The 16,196-nt window shown below is 40.4% G+C and carries 12 protein-coding genes, 1 tRNA gene and 2 pseudogenes; 4 read left to right on the plus strand and 11 right to left on the minus strand.

Annotated features, from left to right (window positions below):
* Positions 1–135 precede the first annotated feature (135 nt).
* The 4 genes from ACU5DF_RS18665 to ACU5DF_RS18680 all read right to left on the minus strand — a co-directional run bounded on the left by ACU5DF_RS18665 (position 136) and on the right by ACU5DF_RS18680 (position 3,013).
* Positions 136–212, minus strand: a tRNA-Trp gene (locus ACU5DF_RS18665).
* A gap of 118 nt (positions 213–330) precedes the next feature.
* Positions 331–855: a menaquinone-dependent protoporphyrinogen IX dehydrogenase gene (gene hemG / locus ACU5DF_RS18670; protein ID WP_446713847.1), complete on the minus strand. Its 525-nt coding sequence runs from the start codon at positions 853–855 to the stop codon at positions 331–333.
* 32 nt (positions 856–887) lie between these two features.
* The gene (locus ACU5DF_RS18675) at positions 888–2,345 is read right to left on the minus strand and encodes a TrkH family potassium uptake protein (RefSeq protein ID WP_446713848.1); all 1,458 of its coding nucleotides are present in this window, start codon (positions 2,343–2,345) and stop codon (positions 888–890) included.
* Positions 2,346–2,398: 53 nt separating this feature from the next.
* On the minus strand, positions 2,399–3,013 hold the full coding sequence (locus ACU5DF_RS18680) for a YigZ family protein (RefSeq protein ID WP_446713849.1): 615 nt from the start codon (positions 3,011–3,013) through the stop codon (positions 2,399–2,401).
* Between the two features lie 243 nt (positions 3,014–3,256).
* Between ACU5DF_RS18680 and fadB the strand changes: the two genes are divergently transcribed.
* From fadB to acuI, 3 genes are all read left to right on the plus strand, one after another.
* The gene (gene fadB, locus ACU5DF_RS18685; protein ID WP_446713850.1) at positions 3,257–5,434 is read left to right on the plus strand and encodes a fatty acid oxidation complex subunit alpha FadB; all 2,178 of its coding nucleotides are present in this window, start codon (positions 3,257–3,259) and stop codon (positions 5,432–5,434) included.
* Between the two features lie 13 nt (positions 5,435–5,447).
* The gene (fadA, locus tag ACU5DF_RS18690) at positions 5,448–6,611 is read left to right on the plus strand and encodes an acetyl-CoA C-acyltransferase FadA (protein ID WP_446713851.1); all 1,164 of its coding nucleotides are present in this window, start codon (positions 5,448–5,450) and stop codon (positions 6,609–6,611) included.
* Between the two features lie 782 nt (positions 6,612–7,393).
* A complete protein-coding gene (gene acuI / locus ACU5DF_RS18695) occupies positions 7,394–8,374 on the plus strand; it encodes an acrylyl-CoA reductase (NADPH) (protein ID WP_446713852.1) in 981 nt (326 codons plus the stop codon).
* A 151-nt stretch (positions 8,375–8,525) separates the two neighbouring features.
* Here acuI and yiaA read toward each other — a convergent pair whose 3' ends face one another.
* From yiaA to ACU5DF_RS18710, 3 genes are all read right to left on the minus strand, one after another.
* Positions 8,526–8,960 (minus strand): inner membrane protein YiaA, encoded by a 435-nt coding sequence (gene yiaA / locus ACU5DF_RS18700; RefSeq protein WP_446713853.1) that lies wholly within the window; start codon positions 8,958–8,960, stop codon positions 8,526–8,528.
* A 172-nt stretch (positions 8,961–9,132) separates the two neighbouring features.
* Positions 9,133–10,074 carry a LysR family transcriptional regulator gene (locus tag ACU5DF_RS18705; protein ID WP_045100844.1) on the minus strand — a complete coding sequence of 314 codons (942 nt, stop codon included), beginning with the start codon at positions 10,072–10,074 and terminating at the stop codon, positions 9,133–9,135.
* Positions 10,075–10,250: 176 nt separating this feature from the next.
* On the minus strand, positions 10,251–10,442 hold the full coding sequence (locus ACU5DF_RS18710; RefSeq protein ID WP_045100843.1) for a hypothetical protein: 192 nt from the start codon (positions 10,440–10,442) through the stop codon (positions 10,251–10,253).
* A 189-nt stretch (positions 10,443–10,631) separates the two neighbouring features.
* Here ACU5DF_RS18710 and tusA point away from each other — a divergent pair, with 189 nt between their 5' ends.
* On the plus strand, positions 10,632–10,883 hold the full coding sequence (tusA, locus tag ACU5DF_RS18715) for a sulfurtransferase TusA (RefSeq protein WP_045100842.1): 252 nt from the start codon (positions 10,632–10,634) through the stop codon (positions 10,881–10,883).
* A gap of 60 nt (positions 10,884–10,943) precedes the next feature.
* Here tusA and ACU5DF_RS18720 read toward each other — a convergent pair.
* From ACU5DF_RS18720 to glyQ, 4 genes and pseudogenes are all read right to left on the minus strand, one after another.
* Positions 10,944–11,206: pseudogene (locus ACU5DF_RS18720) on the minus strand (hypothetical protein).
* A gap of 108 nt (positions 11,207–11,314) precedes the next feature.
* The gene (locus ACU5DF_RS18725; RefSeq protein WP_446713854.1) at positions 11,315–12,979 is read right to left on the minus strand and encodes an alpha-amylase; all 1,665 of its coding nucleotides are present in this window, start codon (positions 12,977–12,979) and stop codon (positions 11,315–11,317) included.
* 154 nt (positions 12,980–13,133) lie between these two features.
* Positions 13,134–15,216, minus strand: a pseudogene (glyS, locus tag ACU5DF_RS18730) (glycine--tRNA ligase subunit beta).
* Between the two features lie 2 nt (positions 15,217–15,218).
* Positions 15,219–16,151 (minus strand): glycine--tRNA ligase subunit alpha, encoded by a 933-nt coding sequence (glyQ, locus tag ACU5DF_RS18735; protein WP_060993456.1) that lies wholly within the window; start codon positions 16,149–16,151, stop codon positions 15,219–15,221.
* Positions 16,152–16,196 lie beyond the last annotated feature (45 nt).

Consider the following 16,196-nt stretch of genomic DNA (forward strand, 5'->3'; position numbering starts at 1 on the left):
TCTAAATATGGCAGGGGTGGAGAGATTCAAACTCCCAACACGCGCGTTCTTATGGTGGGGGGAATCCGCGGCTCTTTTCTCAAATCGCAAATAGCAAAAAGGCTCATACCTTTCGATATGAGCCTTTTCTAAATATGGCAGGGGTGGAGAGATTCGAACTCCCAACACGCGGATTTGGAATCCGCTGCTCTGCCAGTTGGAGCTACACCCCTGTTGTGCGTGCTATTGTAATGACTTTCACAAGAAAATCCATAGCTAACATGCTAAAAAACAGCATCTAAACTAAAATTTCTATCTCTATCGCACAATTCTTTTCAAAACGAGTGAAAATTAACCTTTTTTAATCTTTTCAACAAATTGATCGACACGCAACCAGTTTGTATATTCAACTTCTTTGGTTGGATCCGTCTCCCCACCCGTCATTCTCATGATGAGTTGAATCATAAAGCGATCAAAAAAATTATAACGAGGATAAAATAACGCACCAGCAAACGTATCTTGCAAAGCGGGAACCCAAGAAGACTTCAATAAGAACTTCTTAAAATATGCACTGGTTTCTGGGGTATCTTTACCCTCTTTACGAGCAGTCAGATTCACAATAAAAAATGCAGCTTGAGCTTGTTCCAAAGCCACTTGATGCTGAGTGATAAACTGATACAACTTCTTATTCAAGTGACCGTAACGGATAGAAGCACCGATCACTACACGATCATAATCTGAAAATGAAACCGTTAACGGCTGATGTAAATCTACTAATTCACATTGGACACCACTTCCTAACTTAGTCGCAATGTAATCCAATATCTTAATGGTTTGACCTTCACGGCTTGAGTGAAGAAGCAATACTCTTTCCACAGTAACCTCTTAAAACTTTTTAATACTAAAAACTAACTACGCCAAAACGTCGGCGTGAACAAAATAAGTAAGGTAAAAACTTCCAAACGACCAAATAGCATTGAGATAATTAAAATCCATTTTGCAGAATCATTTACCTCACCAAAATGCACCGCAACCTCACCCAAACCTGGGCCTAAGTTATTTAATGTCGCCGCAACCGCAGAGAAAGCGGTTAACTCATCAAGACCTGTCGCAATTAATGCCAGCATACAGATAACAAACACCAAAGCATAAGCAGAAAAGAACCCCCATACCGCATCAACCACTCGTTGAGGTAACGCTTTACTACCAATTTTAATAGTAAAAATAGCTCTTGGATGAATAAGACGCTTTAACTCACGCATACCCTGAAGTGACAACAGTAAAATACGAATAACTTTCATGCCGCCGCCCGTTGAGCCAGCACAACCACCAATGAAAGATGAAAATAACAGTAATACAGGTAAAAACAGTGGCCACTCAGAAAAACTGGTTGTTGTGAAACCTGCAGTTGTTGAAATTGATACGGTCTGAAATAGAGCCTGATCAACCGCTGTCCCTATCGAATCATAAGTACTGTGTTTGAGTAACAATAAAAAGGTGATAAGAAACAATAGTACCTGAATAAAGATGAACGCTCTAAATTCTGGGTCTTTCCAATAATATTTAGGATGTACGCCACCAGAAGCAAATGCGGCAAAATGCAATGAGAAGTTACAGGCAGAGATAAGCAAAAATACCACTGTAATTCCATTAATCACTGGGCTATTGAAATACCCCATACTCGCATCATGAGTAGAAAATCCACCAATAGCAATGGTTGAGAAACTGTGAGAAATCGCATCAAACCAATCCATGCCTGCAGCCCAAAACGCTAAAGTACAAGCAATCGTTAAGGTTAGGTAGATATACCAAAGTACTTTTGCAGTTTCTGCAATTCGAGGGGTCATTTTAGAATCTTTCACAGGGCCTGGAATTTCGGCACGATATAACTGCATACCACCGATACCCAACACAGGAAGAATCGCAACAGCCAAAACGATGATACCCATACCACCAAACCATTGAAGAAGTTGACGATAAAATAGAATCGCTTTTGGCAAATGGTCTAACCCCGTAAGAACGGTCGCCCCTGTTGTCGTTAACCCAGAAAATGATTCAAAAAAGGCATTGGTTATCGAAATATCAGGAGAGCCAGAAAGCAAAAATGGCAACGCACCCGCACTGCCGATTACCATCCAAAAAAGTACAACGATGAGAAAGCCATCGCGAGATTTTAATTCGCGTTTATGCTGTCGGTTTGGAAACCAAAGCGCACCGCCTCCAGCCAATAATAAGAAAAAGGTAATAACAAACGGAACACCTGCACCATCACGATAAATAAACGCGACAAGAGCTGGAGCCAGCATAAAAAAACTAAAAACCGCGAGTAAAATACCCACGATTCGAATAATTGAACGAAACTGCATGATTTATTGAACGCTTCGCGTCACTCACATCCTAATGGTTTATATGAACTGAATTACTGGGTTGGAAATTCAATTTTGGCACCGCTTTTGTTAATTAGCGCGGTTTTAAATTCACTAATAACGCGTCTTTCTAACTCGACAGTCATGATCACTCTATCACTATAATCCGCAGCCACTTGTTGTCCTTCAAATTGATGCAACAAGGTTTCGACTAAACTCACTAAATTATAATCACAATGTAAAACCACAGTATCGGTAATGCGTTTTTCTTCAGTTTCAATTAGCTTTAATGCTTGTTGTACACCGCCGCCATAAGCTCTTACTAGCCCACCAGTACCAAGCTTGATCCCACCAGAGTAACGAGTCACCACCGCTGTAATTTCACCAATTCCACTGCCACTTAGTTGAGCAAGGATAGGTTTCCCTGCTGTGCCTGAAGGTTCGCTATCATCACTAAAGCCCCATTTCATGGAATCGTCAGGTCTTCCAGCCACAAAACCCCAACAGTTATGCCTAGCATCAGAATGTTTCGTTTTTATTTCTGCCACAAACGCTTTGGCTTCATCAATAGATGATGTTCTAGCGAGATAGGTAATAAAGACACTTTTTTTTATCTCTTCTTCAAATACTGCCATCGCTTTTGGTACTTGATATGGCTGATCATTCATAGACTACACTGATACTAGAAATGGAACCTTAAAGTGTATCACTTATAACGACATTTACGCTTTCTATGCTGATATTTATTCGCTAATCGAAGAAAGTAAATTTGTGATCAACCAAGACAAACGTAAACAAAATGTTAAATTTAGTTTGATATCTGTGCACTTTAACACCACTATTAACTGGTCAAACCAGATTATTATAATAACGAATACTCGGATCTGGTTCTTATTTCATGGAGATAGAAAATGATTTATCAAGGTGAAAACCTCTCTGTAGACTACATCGAATCAGGCATTGCTCACTTAGTGTTTAATGCGACAGGCAGTGTAAATAAGCTCAACCTTGCCACTATACATTCACTTGGTGAAGCTATTGATGCGCTTTACGAACAAAAAGAATTAAAAGCACTCTTACTTTCATCAGGTAAAAACGCCTTTATTGTGGGAGCAGATATTACTGAGTTTCTTGGATTATTTGATACCCCACCAGAAGAACTGAGTGAGTGGCTTCACCAAGCCAATGTCATCTTTAATAAACTAGAAGACCTTCCTGTTCCTACATTAACCGCGATTACTGGGTTTGCTCTGGGTGGCGGTTGTGAATGTGTATTAGCTACCGATTTTCGTTTAGCAGATGAAACAGCATCTATCGGATTACCTGAAACACAACTTGGTATTATGCCTGGCTGGGGTGGTTCAGTTCGTTTACCTCGCTTAATTGGTGCCGATCCAGCGATGGAAGTAATCACTACAGGTAAACCAAAACGAGCTAAAGACGCATTAACATTAGGTATGGTTGATGGTGTTGTTTCACGTGAAACCTTGATAGACGCGTCTGTTTCTATGCTTAAACAAGCTATTGCAGGTGAGTTGAATTGGCAACAACGTCGAGAACAAAAGAAAGCACCTCTGCAACTGTCTCCACTAGAAGCCGCAATGTCATTTAATGTCGCTAAAGGCATGATCATGAAAATGGCAGGGAAACATTACCCTGCACCAATTACCGCAGTTAAATCCATTGAACAAAGTGCTGGCATGAGCCGTGATGAAGCACTTGCCATTGAGAACAAACACTTTGTTGCCCTCACTCGAACCGAAGTGGCTAAATCATTGGTCGGTATTTTCTTAAACGACCAATTTGTTAAGAGTAAAGCAAAACAAGCGGTTAAAAACAGTGAACCAGTCACAAGTGCAGCCGTACTCGGCGCTGGGATCATGGGCGGTGGTATCGCTTATCAATCAGCCTCAAAAGGCGTTCCTGTTTTAATGAAAGACATTGCTCAACCTTCGTTAGATTTAGGCATGAACGAAGCCTCTAAACTCTTGAATAAGCAATTAGAACGCGGACGTTTATCTGGTTTGAAAATGGCACAAACACTTTCTTCCATTACTCCATCTTTAAACTATGGTGGAATCGAAACTAAAGACATCATTGTTGAAGCAGTCGTTGAAAATCCAAAAATCAAAGCGGCTGTTTTAGCTGAAGTAGAAGGTGAAGTTAATGAGGGAACCATTTTAGCCTCGAATACCTCGACCATTCCGATTTCATTGCTAGCTAAATCATTAAAACGTCCAGAAGACTTCTGTGGTATGCATTTCTTCAACCCTGTACATCGCATGCCTCTGGTTGAAGTTATTCGTGGTGAAAAAACCTCACAACAAACGATTGATCGCGTCGTTGCGTACGCTTCACAAATGGGAAAAACCCCGATTGTTGTTAATGATTGCCCTGGCTTCTTTGTGAACCGCGTACTTTTCCCATATTTTGCAGGCTTTAGTTTACTGCTCCGTGATGGTGGAGATTACCAACAAATCGATAAAGTGATGGAAAAAGAGTTTGGCTGGCCAATGGGACCTGCTTACTTACTTGATGTTGTTGGTATTGATACAGCTCATCACGCCCAAGCTGTCATGGCACAAGGTTTCCCTGATCGTATGGCAAAAGACGGACGCGATGTGATTGATGCGATGTTTGAAGAGAGCCGTTACGGTCAGAAAAATGGCACTGGATTCTATGCTTATACCGTCGATAGAAAAGGAAAACCAAAGAAAAACGTAGATGAAGGCACCAGTGCAATCATCGCAACAGTAACAGACACTACTCAACCTTATACCTCAGAGCAGATCAGCGCTCGTATGATGATCCCAATGATTAATGAAGTGATCCGTTGTTTGGATGAAGGCATTATTGCTTCACCAGCAGAAGCTGACATGGCATTAGTGTATGGATTAGGTTTCCCTCCATTCAAAGGTGGCGTTTTCCGCTATCTTGATGCGATTGGATTATCAACCTATGTAGAGATGGCGAAAGAGTTTGAACAACTCGGTGCGGTTTACCAAGTACCAGAAAGTATCAAACAAAAAGCAGCGGCTGGAGAATGTTATTACCCTGCCCCTAAATCACCATCACCTGCATCAGTTTAAGGAAGAATTTATCATGAAAAATGTCGTTATTGTTGATTGTATCCGAACACCGATGGGGCGTTCTAAAAATGGGGTATTCCGTCATACTCGTGCCGAAGACCTATCTGCACATTTAATGAAAGGTCTAATAGAACGAAACCCAAAGGTCGATCCAAATCAAATCGAAGATATCTATTGGGGCTGTGTTCAACAGACCTTAGAGCAAGGCTTTAATATTGCTCGTAATGCGTCGTTATTAGCAGGCTTACCCAAGTCTATCGCTGCAACTACCGTAAACCGTTTGTGCGGTTCATCGATGCAAGCTCTACATGATGCCTCTCGTGCCATTATGGTGGGTGATGCTGACATTTGCATTATTGGTGGTGTTGAGCACATGGGTCATGTACCTATGAATCACGGCGTTGATTTCCATTCTGGATTATCAAAAAGTGTTGCTAAAGCGTCTGGCATGATGGGGTTAACCGCTGAAATGCTAGGTAAGATGCACGGTATTACTCGTGAGCAGCAAGATGCGTTTGCCGTTGCTTCACACCAAAAAGCACACAAAGCAACGATTGAAGGTCACTTTGATTCTGAAATTTTACCGATTGAAGGTCATGATGAACATGGTGCTCTAACATTAGTAAAGCACGATGAAGTTATTCGCCCTGAAACAACGCTTGAAGGTTTGGCTGCCCTACGACCTGCATTTGATCCCGCTAATGGAACGGTCACTGCAGGGAGTTCATCTGCTCTGTCTGATGGCGCTTCAGCAATGCTAATAATGAGTGAAGAGAAAGCCAATGAACTCGGTTTAACCATTCGAGCTAAAGTTCGTTCAATGGCGGTATCTGGTTGTGATCCATCAATCATGGGTTACGGACCTGTACCCGCCACTCAAAAAGCCCTTAAACGAGCAGGTTTGTCGATTGATGAGATTGATTTGTTCGAATTGAATGAAGCGTTTGCAGCTCAATCACTACCATGTATCAAAGACTTAGGCTTGATGGACGTTATGGAGGAGAAGATTAATTTAAATGGTGGAGCAATTGCTTTGGGCCACCCATTAGGTTGTTCTGGCTCACGTATTGCCACTACGTTAATCAATAACATGGAACGTACAGGTGCTAAACTGGGTGTCGCAACCATGTGTATTGGTCTTGGACAAGGTATTGCTACCGTGTTTGAGCGCCCTTAAATATCTTGCACTAAAAAAACAAAACGTAAAAACTAAAAAAGTCGCCTTCTTGGGCGACTTTTTTCGAGGTGATACTTTAATTTAGTATCAATTTTTCATCTTATTTTTTTAAGATGATTTTTGTATCACGCGCTTGGTGGAACCAAAAACGCTTTCTGCCTGTTGATTTAGACATGAGATATCCTTCTTAACTTTAGTATAAACATGCATCAATACGATGCGCTTGTTTAGCCTGAGAAGAGATATTTATCTTATGTAATTTATACATAGAGAAGTTGTACGTTCTTTACCTCATCAATCTACTTATCTTTAAAATAACGGTTTAAAAAAGTAGATAGCCCAATAACGATATTAGGTATAAAGCCAACGTATTTCACAACTTCGATAGCACACGGTCATATTACATTATAAATAGATCCAGTTAGGCTTATTCGCTGCTAACGATCTGCTGAAATGTTCAATTATTAATAATTGGAAAAGTGAAATGAAACACGGAGATAATAGCTTTTTCGAAGATATTTTTCTGAGGGTTTTACTTGTACTTATTGCTTGTATTAATAACTCTATACATCAGAGCAAGGAAGCAAAATAGCACGATCTAATAAAAAGTAAAGATCTTATTTTCTTTTTATTGCAAAAAATATCGCCAGAAGATCTATGCAAAAAATGCATATTAGTCATGTTTAAGTATCATTTTTTTTATTTGACTAACTCACCTACACTTATCTCATTGGTCAAACACACCGTTTGATAGTCGTTATTTATCCTTATTGGAGTTCGTTATGTTTAAAGCACTAGTTCTGAATCAAGAAGAGAGAAATACCATTGCTGCCGTTACTGAGATCGACGAGTCTCAACTGCCTGAAGGTAACGTGAAAATCGATGTAAACTACTCTTCTCTAAACTATAAAGATGGCTTAGCGATTACTGGTAAAGGACGCATTGTTCGTAACTTCCCTATGGTTCCTGGTATTGATTTAGCCGGTATTGTGTCTCAATCAGATGATCCTCGTTATAAAGCAGGCGATGAAGTTGTACTTACTGGTTGGGGTGTTGGTGAAGGTCACTGGGGCGGCATGGCTGAAAAAGCGAGCCTAAATGGTGATTGGTTAGTGCCTATGCCAAAAGGCTTAGATGCAAAAAAAGTAATGGCTATTGGTACTGCAGGCTTTACAGCTATGTTATGTGTTCAAGCGATTGTTGATGCAGGCATCAAACCAGAAGATGGTGAGATCCTAGTAACAGGTGCAAGTGGCGGTGTAGGTAGTGTATCTATCACTCTTCTTAACCAATTAGGTTACAAGGTTGCAGCGGTAACTGGCCGAGCTTCTTCAAATGGCGAGCTGCTTAAATCATTAGGCGCATCGCGCATTGTTGAGCGTAGTGAACTAGAAGAGCCAGCAAAACCATTAGAAAAACAACTATGGGCAGGCGCAATTGATACAGTTGGTAGCAAAGTCTTGGCTAAAGTCTTAGCGCAAATTGATTATAACGGTGCAGTAGCAATATGTGGTCTTGCGGGTGGCTTTGATTTACCAACAACGGTAATGCCATTCATTTTACGTAATGTTCGCCTACAAGGTGTAGATTCAGTAATGTGTCCTCGTGAAAAACGCATCAAAGCATGGGAACAACTGTCAACTCTTCTACCTGACTCATTCTATGCTCAAGCAACTAAAGAAGTCTCTCTTGATGAGGCAATTCAAGCAGCAGAAGACATCACTAACGGTCAGATCACTGGTCGTGTAGTAATCAAAATTTAGTCTTATCAACTAAAAAAGAATTTAACGCTAAGCCCTACCTAGCTGAGCGTTAATGTGAAAACATCAGTAAACCAAGGCAGCCTAATCGCTGCTTTTTTTATTTCGAGTTCAAATTAGGTGATACCTATGTAAGGCTTGAGTAGTCCTAGTATTACTCTATGATCTCTTCGGTGGTTTCTATTATTTCATCACCACTTGCTGCAATGTCTCTCACATTTTTTTGCACTGTCACAACGGAGAATAAAGAGAGTGTATAGGCCATTGCAAAGAATCCCTTTTCACTTAACAGTAGTTCTGCATTTCTTAATCCAACGGCAAGTAAGGCTATCGCAGCAATTAGAGCAACTCGACAGCACATGGTGTACATGACTGTAATATTCATGCCTTCTTGCTTATCTCTTATGGTTTTTTGTAGAGAAATCGCAGCAAATAAGCCTAATAGCAGTAAAGAGAGATAATACCCTTTTTCATTTAACTCCATATTTGAGTACCACAATCCGAATAAATACGCTGTAGTACCAATAATAAAAGCCCCCCACGAAGCCATAACAAATGAATTGGTTGGTTTCTGGTATATCTGTTCCATCACTCTCTCCCTCAAAATCACTACGTTAGGACAGAGCTAACCCAAAATCGAATTAAGTTCATAACTCTGGGAAGCATTATTCAATATGGATATTATCAATTACATTTAAATACGGGATCAATGCTGCTATACCGCCCCACTATAATACCAATCAAGATAAGCAGTAGTCGTCTTAAACAAAGCCAATATCTTCAATGCGCTTTTCAATTAACTTTCCACACTCTTCTTTTACTACGCGTCTAAGCCATGTTTGTGCTGATGAAGAGTCACAACGAGAATGCCAGATCAAAGAGTAATCAAATGGAATGAACTCAAACGGTAAAGGTTTAATGACTAGCTCATAACGATCTGCCACTAAATAAGCGAGATCAGCCGGAACCGTAATTACTAACGGCATTTTATCTACAATCGCGAGGGCCGCTTCTAAATGATAAGCTCTCAGCACAAGTCTTCTCTCTCTTTGTCCCAATAGTGCATTATCCAATAATGCTTTTACACCATCACTAATAGCTATCATTGCATGAGGTAATGATAAGTAATCATCAAGAGTTAAACGAGTTCCAGCAAGCGGGTGGTTTTTAGAAAGCAAACATAGCACCCCTACTTGCCCTAATACTTCTTGTTTCAATGGTAATACGGAACCAATCGGACGGCAGATCGCCATATCCACTTTTTCTGTACTTAATTGTTTAAACAAGTTCTCATGATTAAGAGAAGTAAACTCCAATGATATGTTCGGTGCTTGTTCGTAAATCTTAGGAAGAGCGTAAGGCAGGATCGTTTGCATCGCATAATCTGTGGTCGCAATTAAAAAATGCTGATCACAATGCATTGGGGTAAAGTCACTAGGGGTTAGTAACTGACGTAAAGATTCTAAAGGTTGATTTATCTGTGCATTAATCTCTAGTGCTTTTTGGGTAGGAACTAGGTGTTGCCCTTGACGGGTAAATAACGGGTCACCAAGCAAATCTCTTAATCGACCTAAAACACGACTCATTGCTGATTGGCTTAAACTCAATCTTATGGCCGCTTGGCTAACACTGTTCTCTTCTAATAAGACTCTGAGTGCAATAAGTAAATTCAAATCTCGACGATAAACTTCTTCTAATTCCATTATCTAACCTAATCAGCATAACTGTTCAGTGAGTGTAACTGTTTTTTGAACAAAAAAAATCCCGCAATTTATACACTTCTTATTTAGAACTAAGAGTGATAAAAAACGGGAAAGCTGGAGAGTAAATATATATATTGGTTTATCTGTTGGCTATTGTTACGTTGTAAGGCGTGCTTCTAATAATCTTGCTCTTCTGCTGCTTCACTTTCTGTCCATGTCTTTAGCTCTACGGTTAAGGCAATCATTACCGAGGCAAGACTTACTAATGGGAACAGACTCATGTTCTCAGGTGTACGTAGAACTAAAGAGCAAATAGTTACAAAGCACAATACACAATAAATAGTTAGGCGATCAATTTGAGTAAGCATAATGGCGATCCTTCTGTTGCTTTTTCTATCCATAACTAGAATGGCTAAGACAACAAACTAATCGTCCAATGTTGAATTTGTTGTTAACAAAATAATTTACTCTCTTTTCAGTTCTTTGCCAACGTGTATTGATTATTTTTTTTACAGCAGTATGATCTTAGTCGCCTTTAATTGTAATGAGATACAGTAATGACCATCAACTTTGATACAGCAACCAAAACACTAGAAGCAGAAGGACTACGCTGTCCTGAACCTGTAATGATGGTTAGGAAAACAATTCGACAGATGCAGGATGGGGAAACGTTACTAATTAAAGCGGATGACCCATCTACCACTCGTGATATTCCAAGTTTTTGTCGCTTTATGGATCATGAACTTATAACGGAAGATACCAGTACTCTTCCTTATCGGTTTTTAATCCGCAAAGGACTTCCAGTTTAGAAATGATAAAGGCGACTGCACTTGTCGCCTTTATTTACACAACTATCATAAGTAGTCGATTTATTGAGTTTGTGTACTGATATCTCGTACTTGCTTTTGAATATTTTCAATCTCATGTTGCAAGTTACGCATCTCTCTTTTTTCATTGGTAATACATAGTGAACACGAACCCAAGCATCCACAGATAATGCAGTAGTGACAATCGCCCCGACTACCATGGGCACCCACATATCGGTTAACACCATACCTAATAAATTAAGCGCTAACGCTACTGTAAATAAGTAACATTGGCTTTGCGGTGATATAGCTAAAAAGCGAGTCATGATAAGCTCCTTTCCTTAAGAAACATCTACCAATACAACCTGTCCTAAAGATAGATTATCACCTCTAGAATAAAAGCAATATGGCAAGCATCACACTCTGATTTTTAATTATTCTCCGGTGTATACCACCATCACTTTATCTGTCGAATTTTCACGAGTAAAAGCATAATATAGGCTGTTTTTTACCATTTTCTTCTCACCATTTGATAATGAAGAGTGATTTGATCTAAACGCTAATAGCTTTTTCCAGTGAGATTGTAATGATAAACGTAGACCTGTCATTTCATCCCAATTCATTTCACTATAAATATCACCAGATTTTGCACTTTCATCGCCATACCAGATTAAAGCACTGCCTTCTGATAACAGTAATGCTGAGGCACTGTCGCGATATTGTGCATAATTACCACTACTTAACTCTGGCTTATTCTCTTGGTCAAACCACGTTAATGTCGTCAAACTTGGTAAGCTTTGTTCCATCTCTTGATAATTAGAAATAGTTAAGCAACCTTGTTGGTATTGTTCAATAGGAAAACTTTTAACAATAGAATGATTAGGTTTGTCTAAATCAATTACTTGAAAAGAAGATAACTCTACCGCCTTGTATGGATTGCTCTCTTTCCACTGTTTAAATGCATCATTACCTGCCTGCTCTATTTTGTATGTTAACTCAGGAGTAGATTGAGCTAAAACTATGCCATCAATGCCAAATTCAGTAACCCAAGAGGTGATCCATTGCGTAAGAAGTTCATCTTTAGTTTGGTGACTAAGTGTCACCTTCGTCGTTGGTTTATTAAAGAAAAATTCAGGTACTACACTATCGTTGAACTTTGTATTTTCAGAAGCTATCTTTTTTGATTGAGAATGAGTAAACCATACCTCTGGCCACCACTCAGAGACTTGACCATTCTCATCCTTAAATTCATCAAGATAATGAGTTAGATTTTCACCTTCTTTAGGTTGCCATTCATTCCAGTAACTTGGCAAGTTAGCCTCTTGATTTGGCTGAATGTCAAATTGTTGTAAATCAGCCAATGTCGGTTTAGACGGTTCAGTGTCCATGCTCCATATAACTTTCATTCCTAACTGGTGCGCTAAGTCAACAAAGGCACGCATCTCTTGTTCGCTGCCCATATTTGTATCTAACTCAGTCCAATCTAACGTTGAACCTCCTACATACGGATACACGGGATTATTACCATATTCACTTGGTAACCATCCATGTACTTGTTCTAAAGGGGTTGATATCCACAATACATCAACACCTAACTCTGCTAGATAATCTAGCTTTTGAGTCAACCCAGCGATATCGCCACCTTTAAAACCGTACTTCGATTCCTGACGTCCGTAGCTATGATCATTCCAACTGTTACCATTATAAAAACGATCAGTTGCGACATAATAAAAAGTTGCACTATGCCAATCAAAAGAAGATTTTTTAGCTTGAGACTCTAATAAGAGCACTCCTCCACTATGACGACTAGGGGTTAATGTCACTGTTCCATTTTTAACTGGTGCGATATTGCCGGAGTACGCATCAGTAATTACCTCACCTTCGGACCAAAAATCTGATACCGAAACTGTAACTGGTTGGATCCCTAACGTTGGGCAAATCTGCTCATAAGATTCAGAAACTTGAACTGGAGTTTGGACTGCTGAAATCGGTTCAGGAATTGAGATCGATGTTGAGCTATCTGTTGATGGTAATGACGTGCTTTGACATCCAACCATTAAAGACAGAGAAATAAGGGTTGCACATACAGATAATTTCATCGAAATCAGCAGCCTAAATAAAAGAGAAGAAGCTCAATTGTAGTCACTGTTATCTCGATTATTAACCTCTAATTCTCGAAAATATGATATTTGAGCAAAATTGAGCAAAAAAATACCCCGCAAAGCGAGGCATTTCATTAAATAAAGCTATTTATTACTTCTGAAGCAATGAAATATCTGCAATATCTAAGAACAAGTTACGTAGCTTATTAAGCAGCGTTAAGCGGTTAATCTTAAGCGCTTCATCATCAGCCATAACCATAACACCATCAAAGAAGGCATCAACAGGTTCACGTAGCTCAGCTAGGCGGCTTAATGCTTCTTGATAATTACCAGCAATAAATACTGGTTCTAGTGCTTCAGCTAGGATCTCAACTTTCTCTGCCAATACTTTCTCTGCATCTTCTTGAAGAAGAGCCAGATCGATTTCTTGAGCCAGTTCACCATCGAATTTAGCAAGGATATTACCTACACGCTTATTCGCAGCCGCTAGGGATTCAGCAGCGTCTAGTTCACGGAAGTGAGATACCGCTTTCACACGCTTATCAAAATCAGCTGGCTTAGTCGGACGACGAGCAAGTACCGCTTGGATGATGTCTACGCTGAAACCTTCATCTTGATACCATGCGCGGAAACGACCTAGCATGAAATCAATCACGTCAGTGTCTACGTTTGCATTCGTTAGCTTAGTTGTACCATCTTCTAGAGCAAATAGAGATTGCGCTTTAGCCACTAGATCAACTAGGTCTAAGTTGTAATCTTTTTCAACGATGATACGTAGGATACCAAGAGCTGCACGACGTAGTGCAAATGGATCAGAACCTTTTGGTGCTTGACCAATACCAAAGATACCTACAAGCGTATCTAACTTATCAGCCATTGCTACTGATGCAGATACGTCAGTACTTGGTAGATCATCACCAGCGAAACGAGGCATGTATTGCTCGTAAAGTGCTAGTGCAACTTGTGCATCTTCACCATCGTGAGTTGCGTAGTGCATACCCATAACACCTTGAGTATCTGTAAATTCAAATACCATTTGATGTCATTAAGTCACATTTAGCAAGTAGACCTGCACGTTGAGATTTCTCAACATCTGCACCGATTTGTTCAGCGATGTAGCCAGCAAGCTCAGTAATACGATCTGTTTTGTCTTTGATTGTACCCAATTGCTTCTGGAAGATAGCTTGCTCTAATTCAGGAAGACGGTCGATAAGCGGACGCTTACGGTCTGTATTGAAGAAGAATTCAGCATCAGCAAGACGCGGACGAACCACTTTCTCATTACCTTCGATAATGTGACGAGGTTCTTTAGATTCGATGTTAGTAACAAAGATGAAGTTAGGAAGTAGGTTCTTCTCTTGATCGTATACTGGGAAGTACTTTTGATCGCCCTTCATTGTATAAACTAGCGCTTCTGAAGGAACGTTTAAGAACTCTTGCTCGAACTTAGCGGTTAATACCACTGGCCATTCAACAAGAGACGTTACTTCTTCAACTAACTCATCTTCTAGATCCGCAATACCGCCAACCGCTTCTGCTGCTTTTTTAGCACCAGCAAGGATGATCGCTTTACGCGCATCGTAGTCAGCCATTACTTTACCGCGCTCTTCTAAGATCGCAGGGTATTGGTCAGCAGAATCAATCGTAAACTCGCTTTCACCCATGAAACGGTGACCACGGATAGTACGAGCAGAAGCAACACCTAGGATAGAGCCTTCAACTAATTCATCACCCAATAGGATAGTCAGTGTTTTTACTGGACGAATAAATTGAATGTCTGAGTTACCCCAACGCATTGCTTTAGGAATTGGTAAGCCAGCAAGTGCTTTTGCTGCTAATTCAACAACAAGCTCTTGTACCGGTTGGCCTTTCACTGATTGCTTATGAAGCAGCCATTCGCCTTTGTCTGTTTTTAGACGCTCAGCCTGTTCAACCGTAATACCATTACCACGAGCCCAACCTTGAGCTGCTTTGGTTGGATTACCGTCAGCATCAAATGCAGACGCGATAGCTGGACCACGTTTCTCAACGATTTTATCCGCTTGGCCTTCATCTAATTCAGCCACTTTAAGCGCTAAACGACGAGGAGTTGCGTACCATTTAACACCTTGGTGTGCTAAATCAGCCGCTTTAAGACCTGCTTCAAAATTAGCAGCAAACGCTTCAGCTAATGAACGAAGTGCTTTTGGTGGAAGCTCTTCAGTACCTAATTCGATTAAAAAATTCTTCGCCATGATTACTTCTCCTCAGTTGCTGTCGGTTTATTAGAACGACACATAGGGAAGCCTAGCGCTTCACGTGATGCATAGTATGCTTCTGCAACCGATTTAGTTAGGTTACGAATACGAAGAATATAACGCTGACGCTCTGTTACAGAGATAGCTTTACGAGCATCTAACAGGTTGAATGCATGACCTGCTTTTAGAATGCGCTCGTACGCTGGAAGAGGTAGCGGCTTTTCAAGCTCAAGCAATTCTTTACACTCTTTCTCACACTGATCGAAGAAACCAAATAGGAAATCAACATCTGCGTGTTCAAAGTTGTAAGTCGATTGCTCAACTTCGTTTTGGTGGAAGATGTCACCGTAAGTAACCACACCTTGAGGACCATGGTTCCATACAAGATCGTAAACCGAATCTACTTCTTGGATGTACATAGCAAGACGTTCGATACCATAAGTGATTTCACCAGTAACAGGTTTACACTCAAGACCACCAACTTGTTGGAAGTAAGTAAATTGCGTTACTTCCATGCCGTTTAGCCAGATTTCCCAGCCTAGACCCCAAGCGCCCAATGTTGGGTTTTCCCAGTTGTCTTCTACGAAACGAATATCATGAACAAGTGGATCGATACCAAGCACTTCTAAAGAACCTAAGTACAGCTCTTGAATGTTATCTGGAGAAGGCTTTAACGCTACCTGAAATTGATAGTAGTGCTGCAGACGGTTTGGGTTCTCACCATAACGGCCATCCGTAGGACGACGAGATGGTTGAACATAAGCGGTAGCCATTGGCTCTGGGCCAAGTGCACGCAGACATGTCATTGGATGAGATGTACCTGCACCCACTTCCATATCTAGTGGCTGTACAATAGTACAACCTTGTTGTGCCCAATAATCCTGCAGCGCGAGGATCATTCCCTGGAAGGTTTTGATATCGTATTTTTGCATAATTTAATTCGCGCGATGGTTGATAAATATAACCAAGAAGTATAC

This window comes from Aliivibrio wodanis (genome assembly GCF_052920805.1).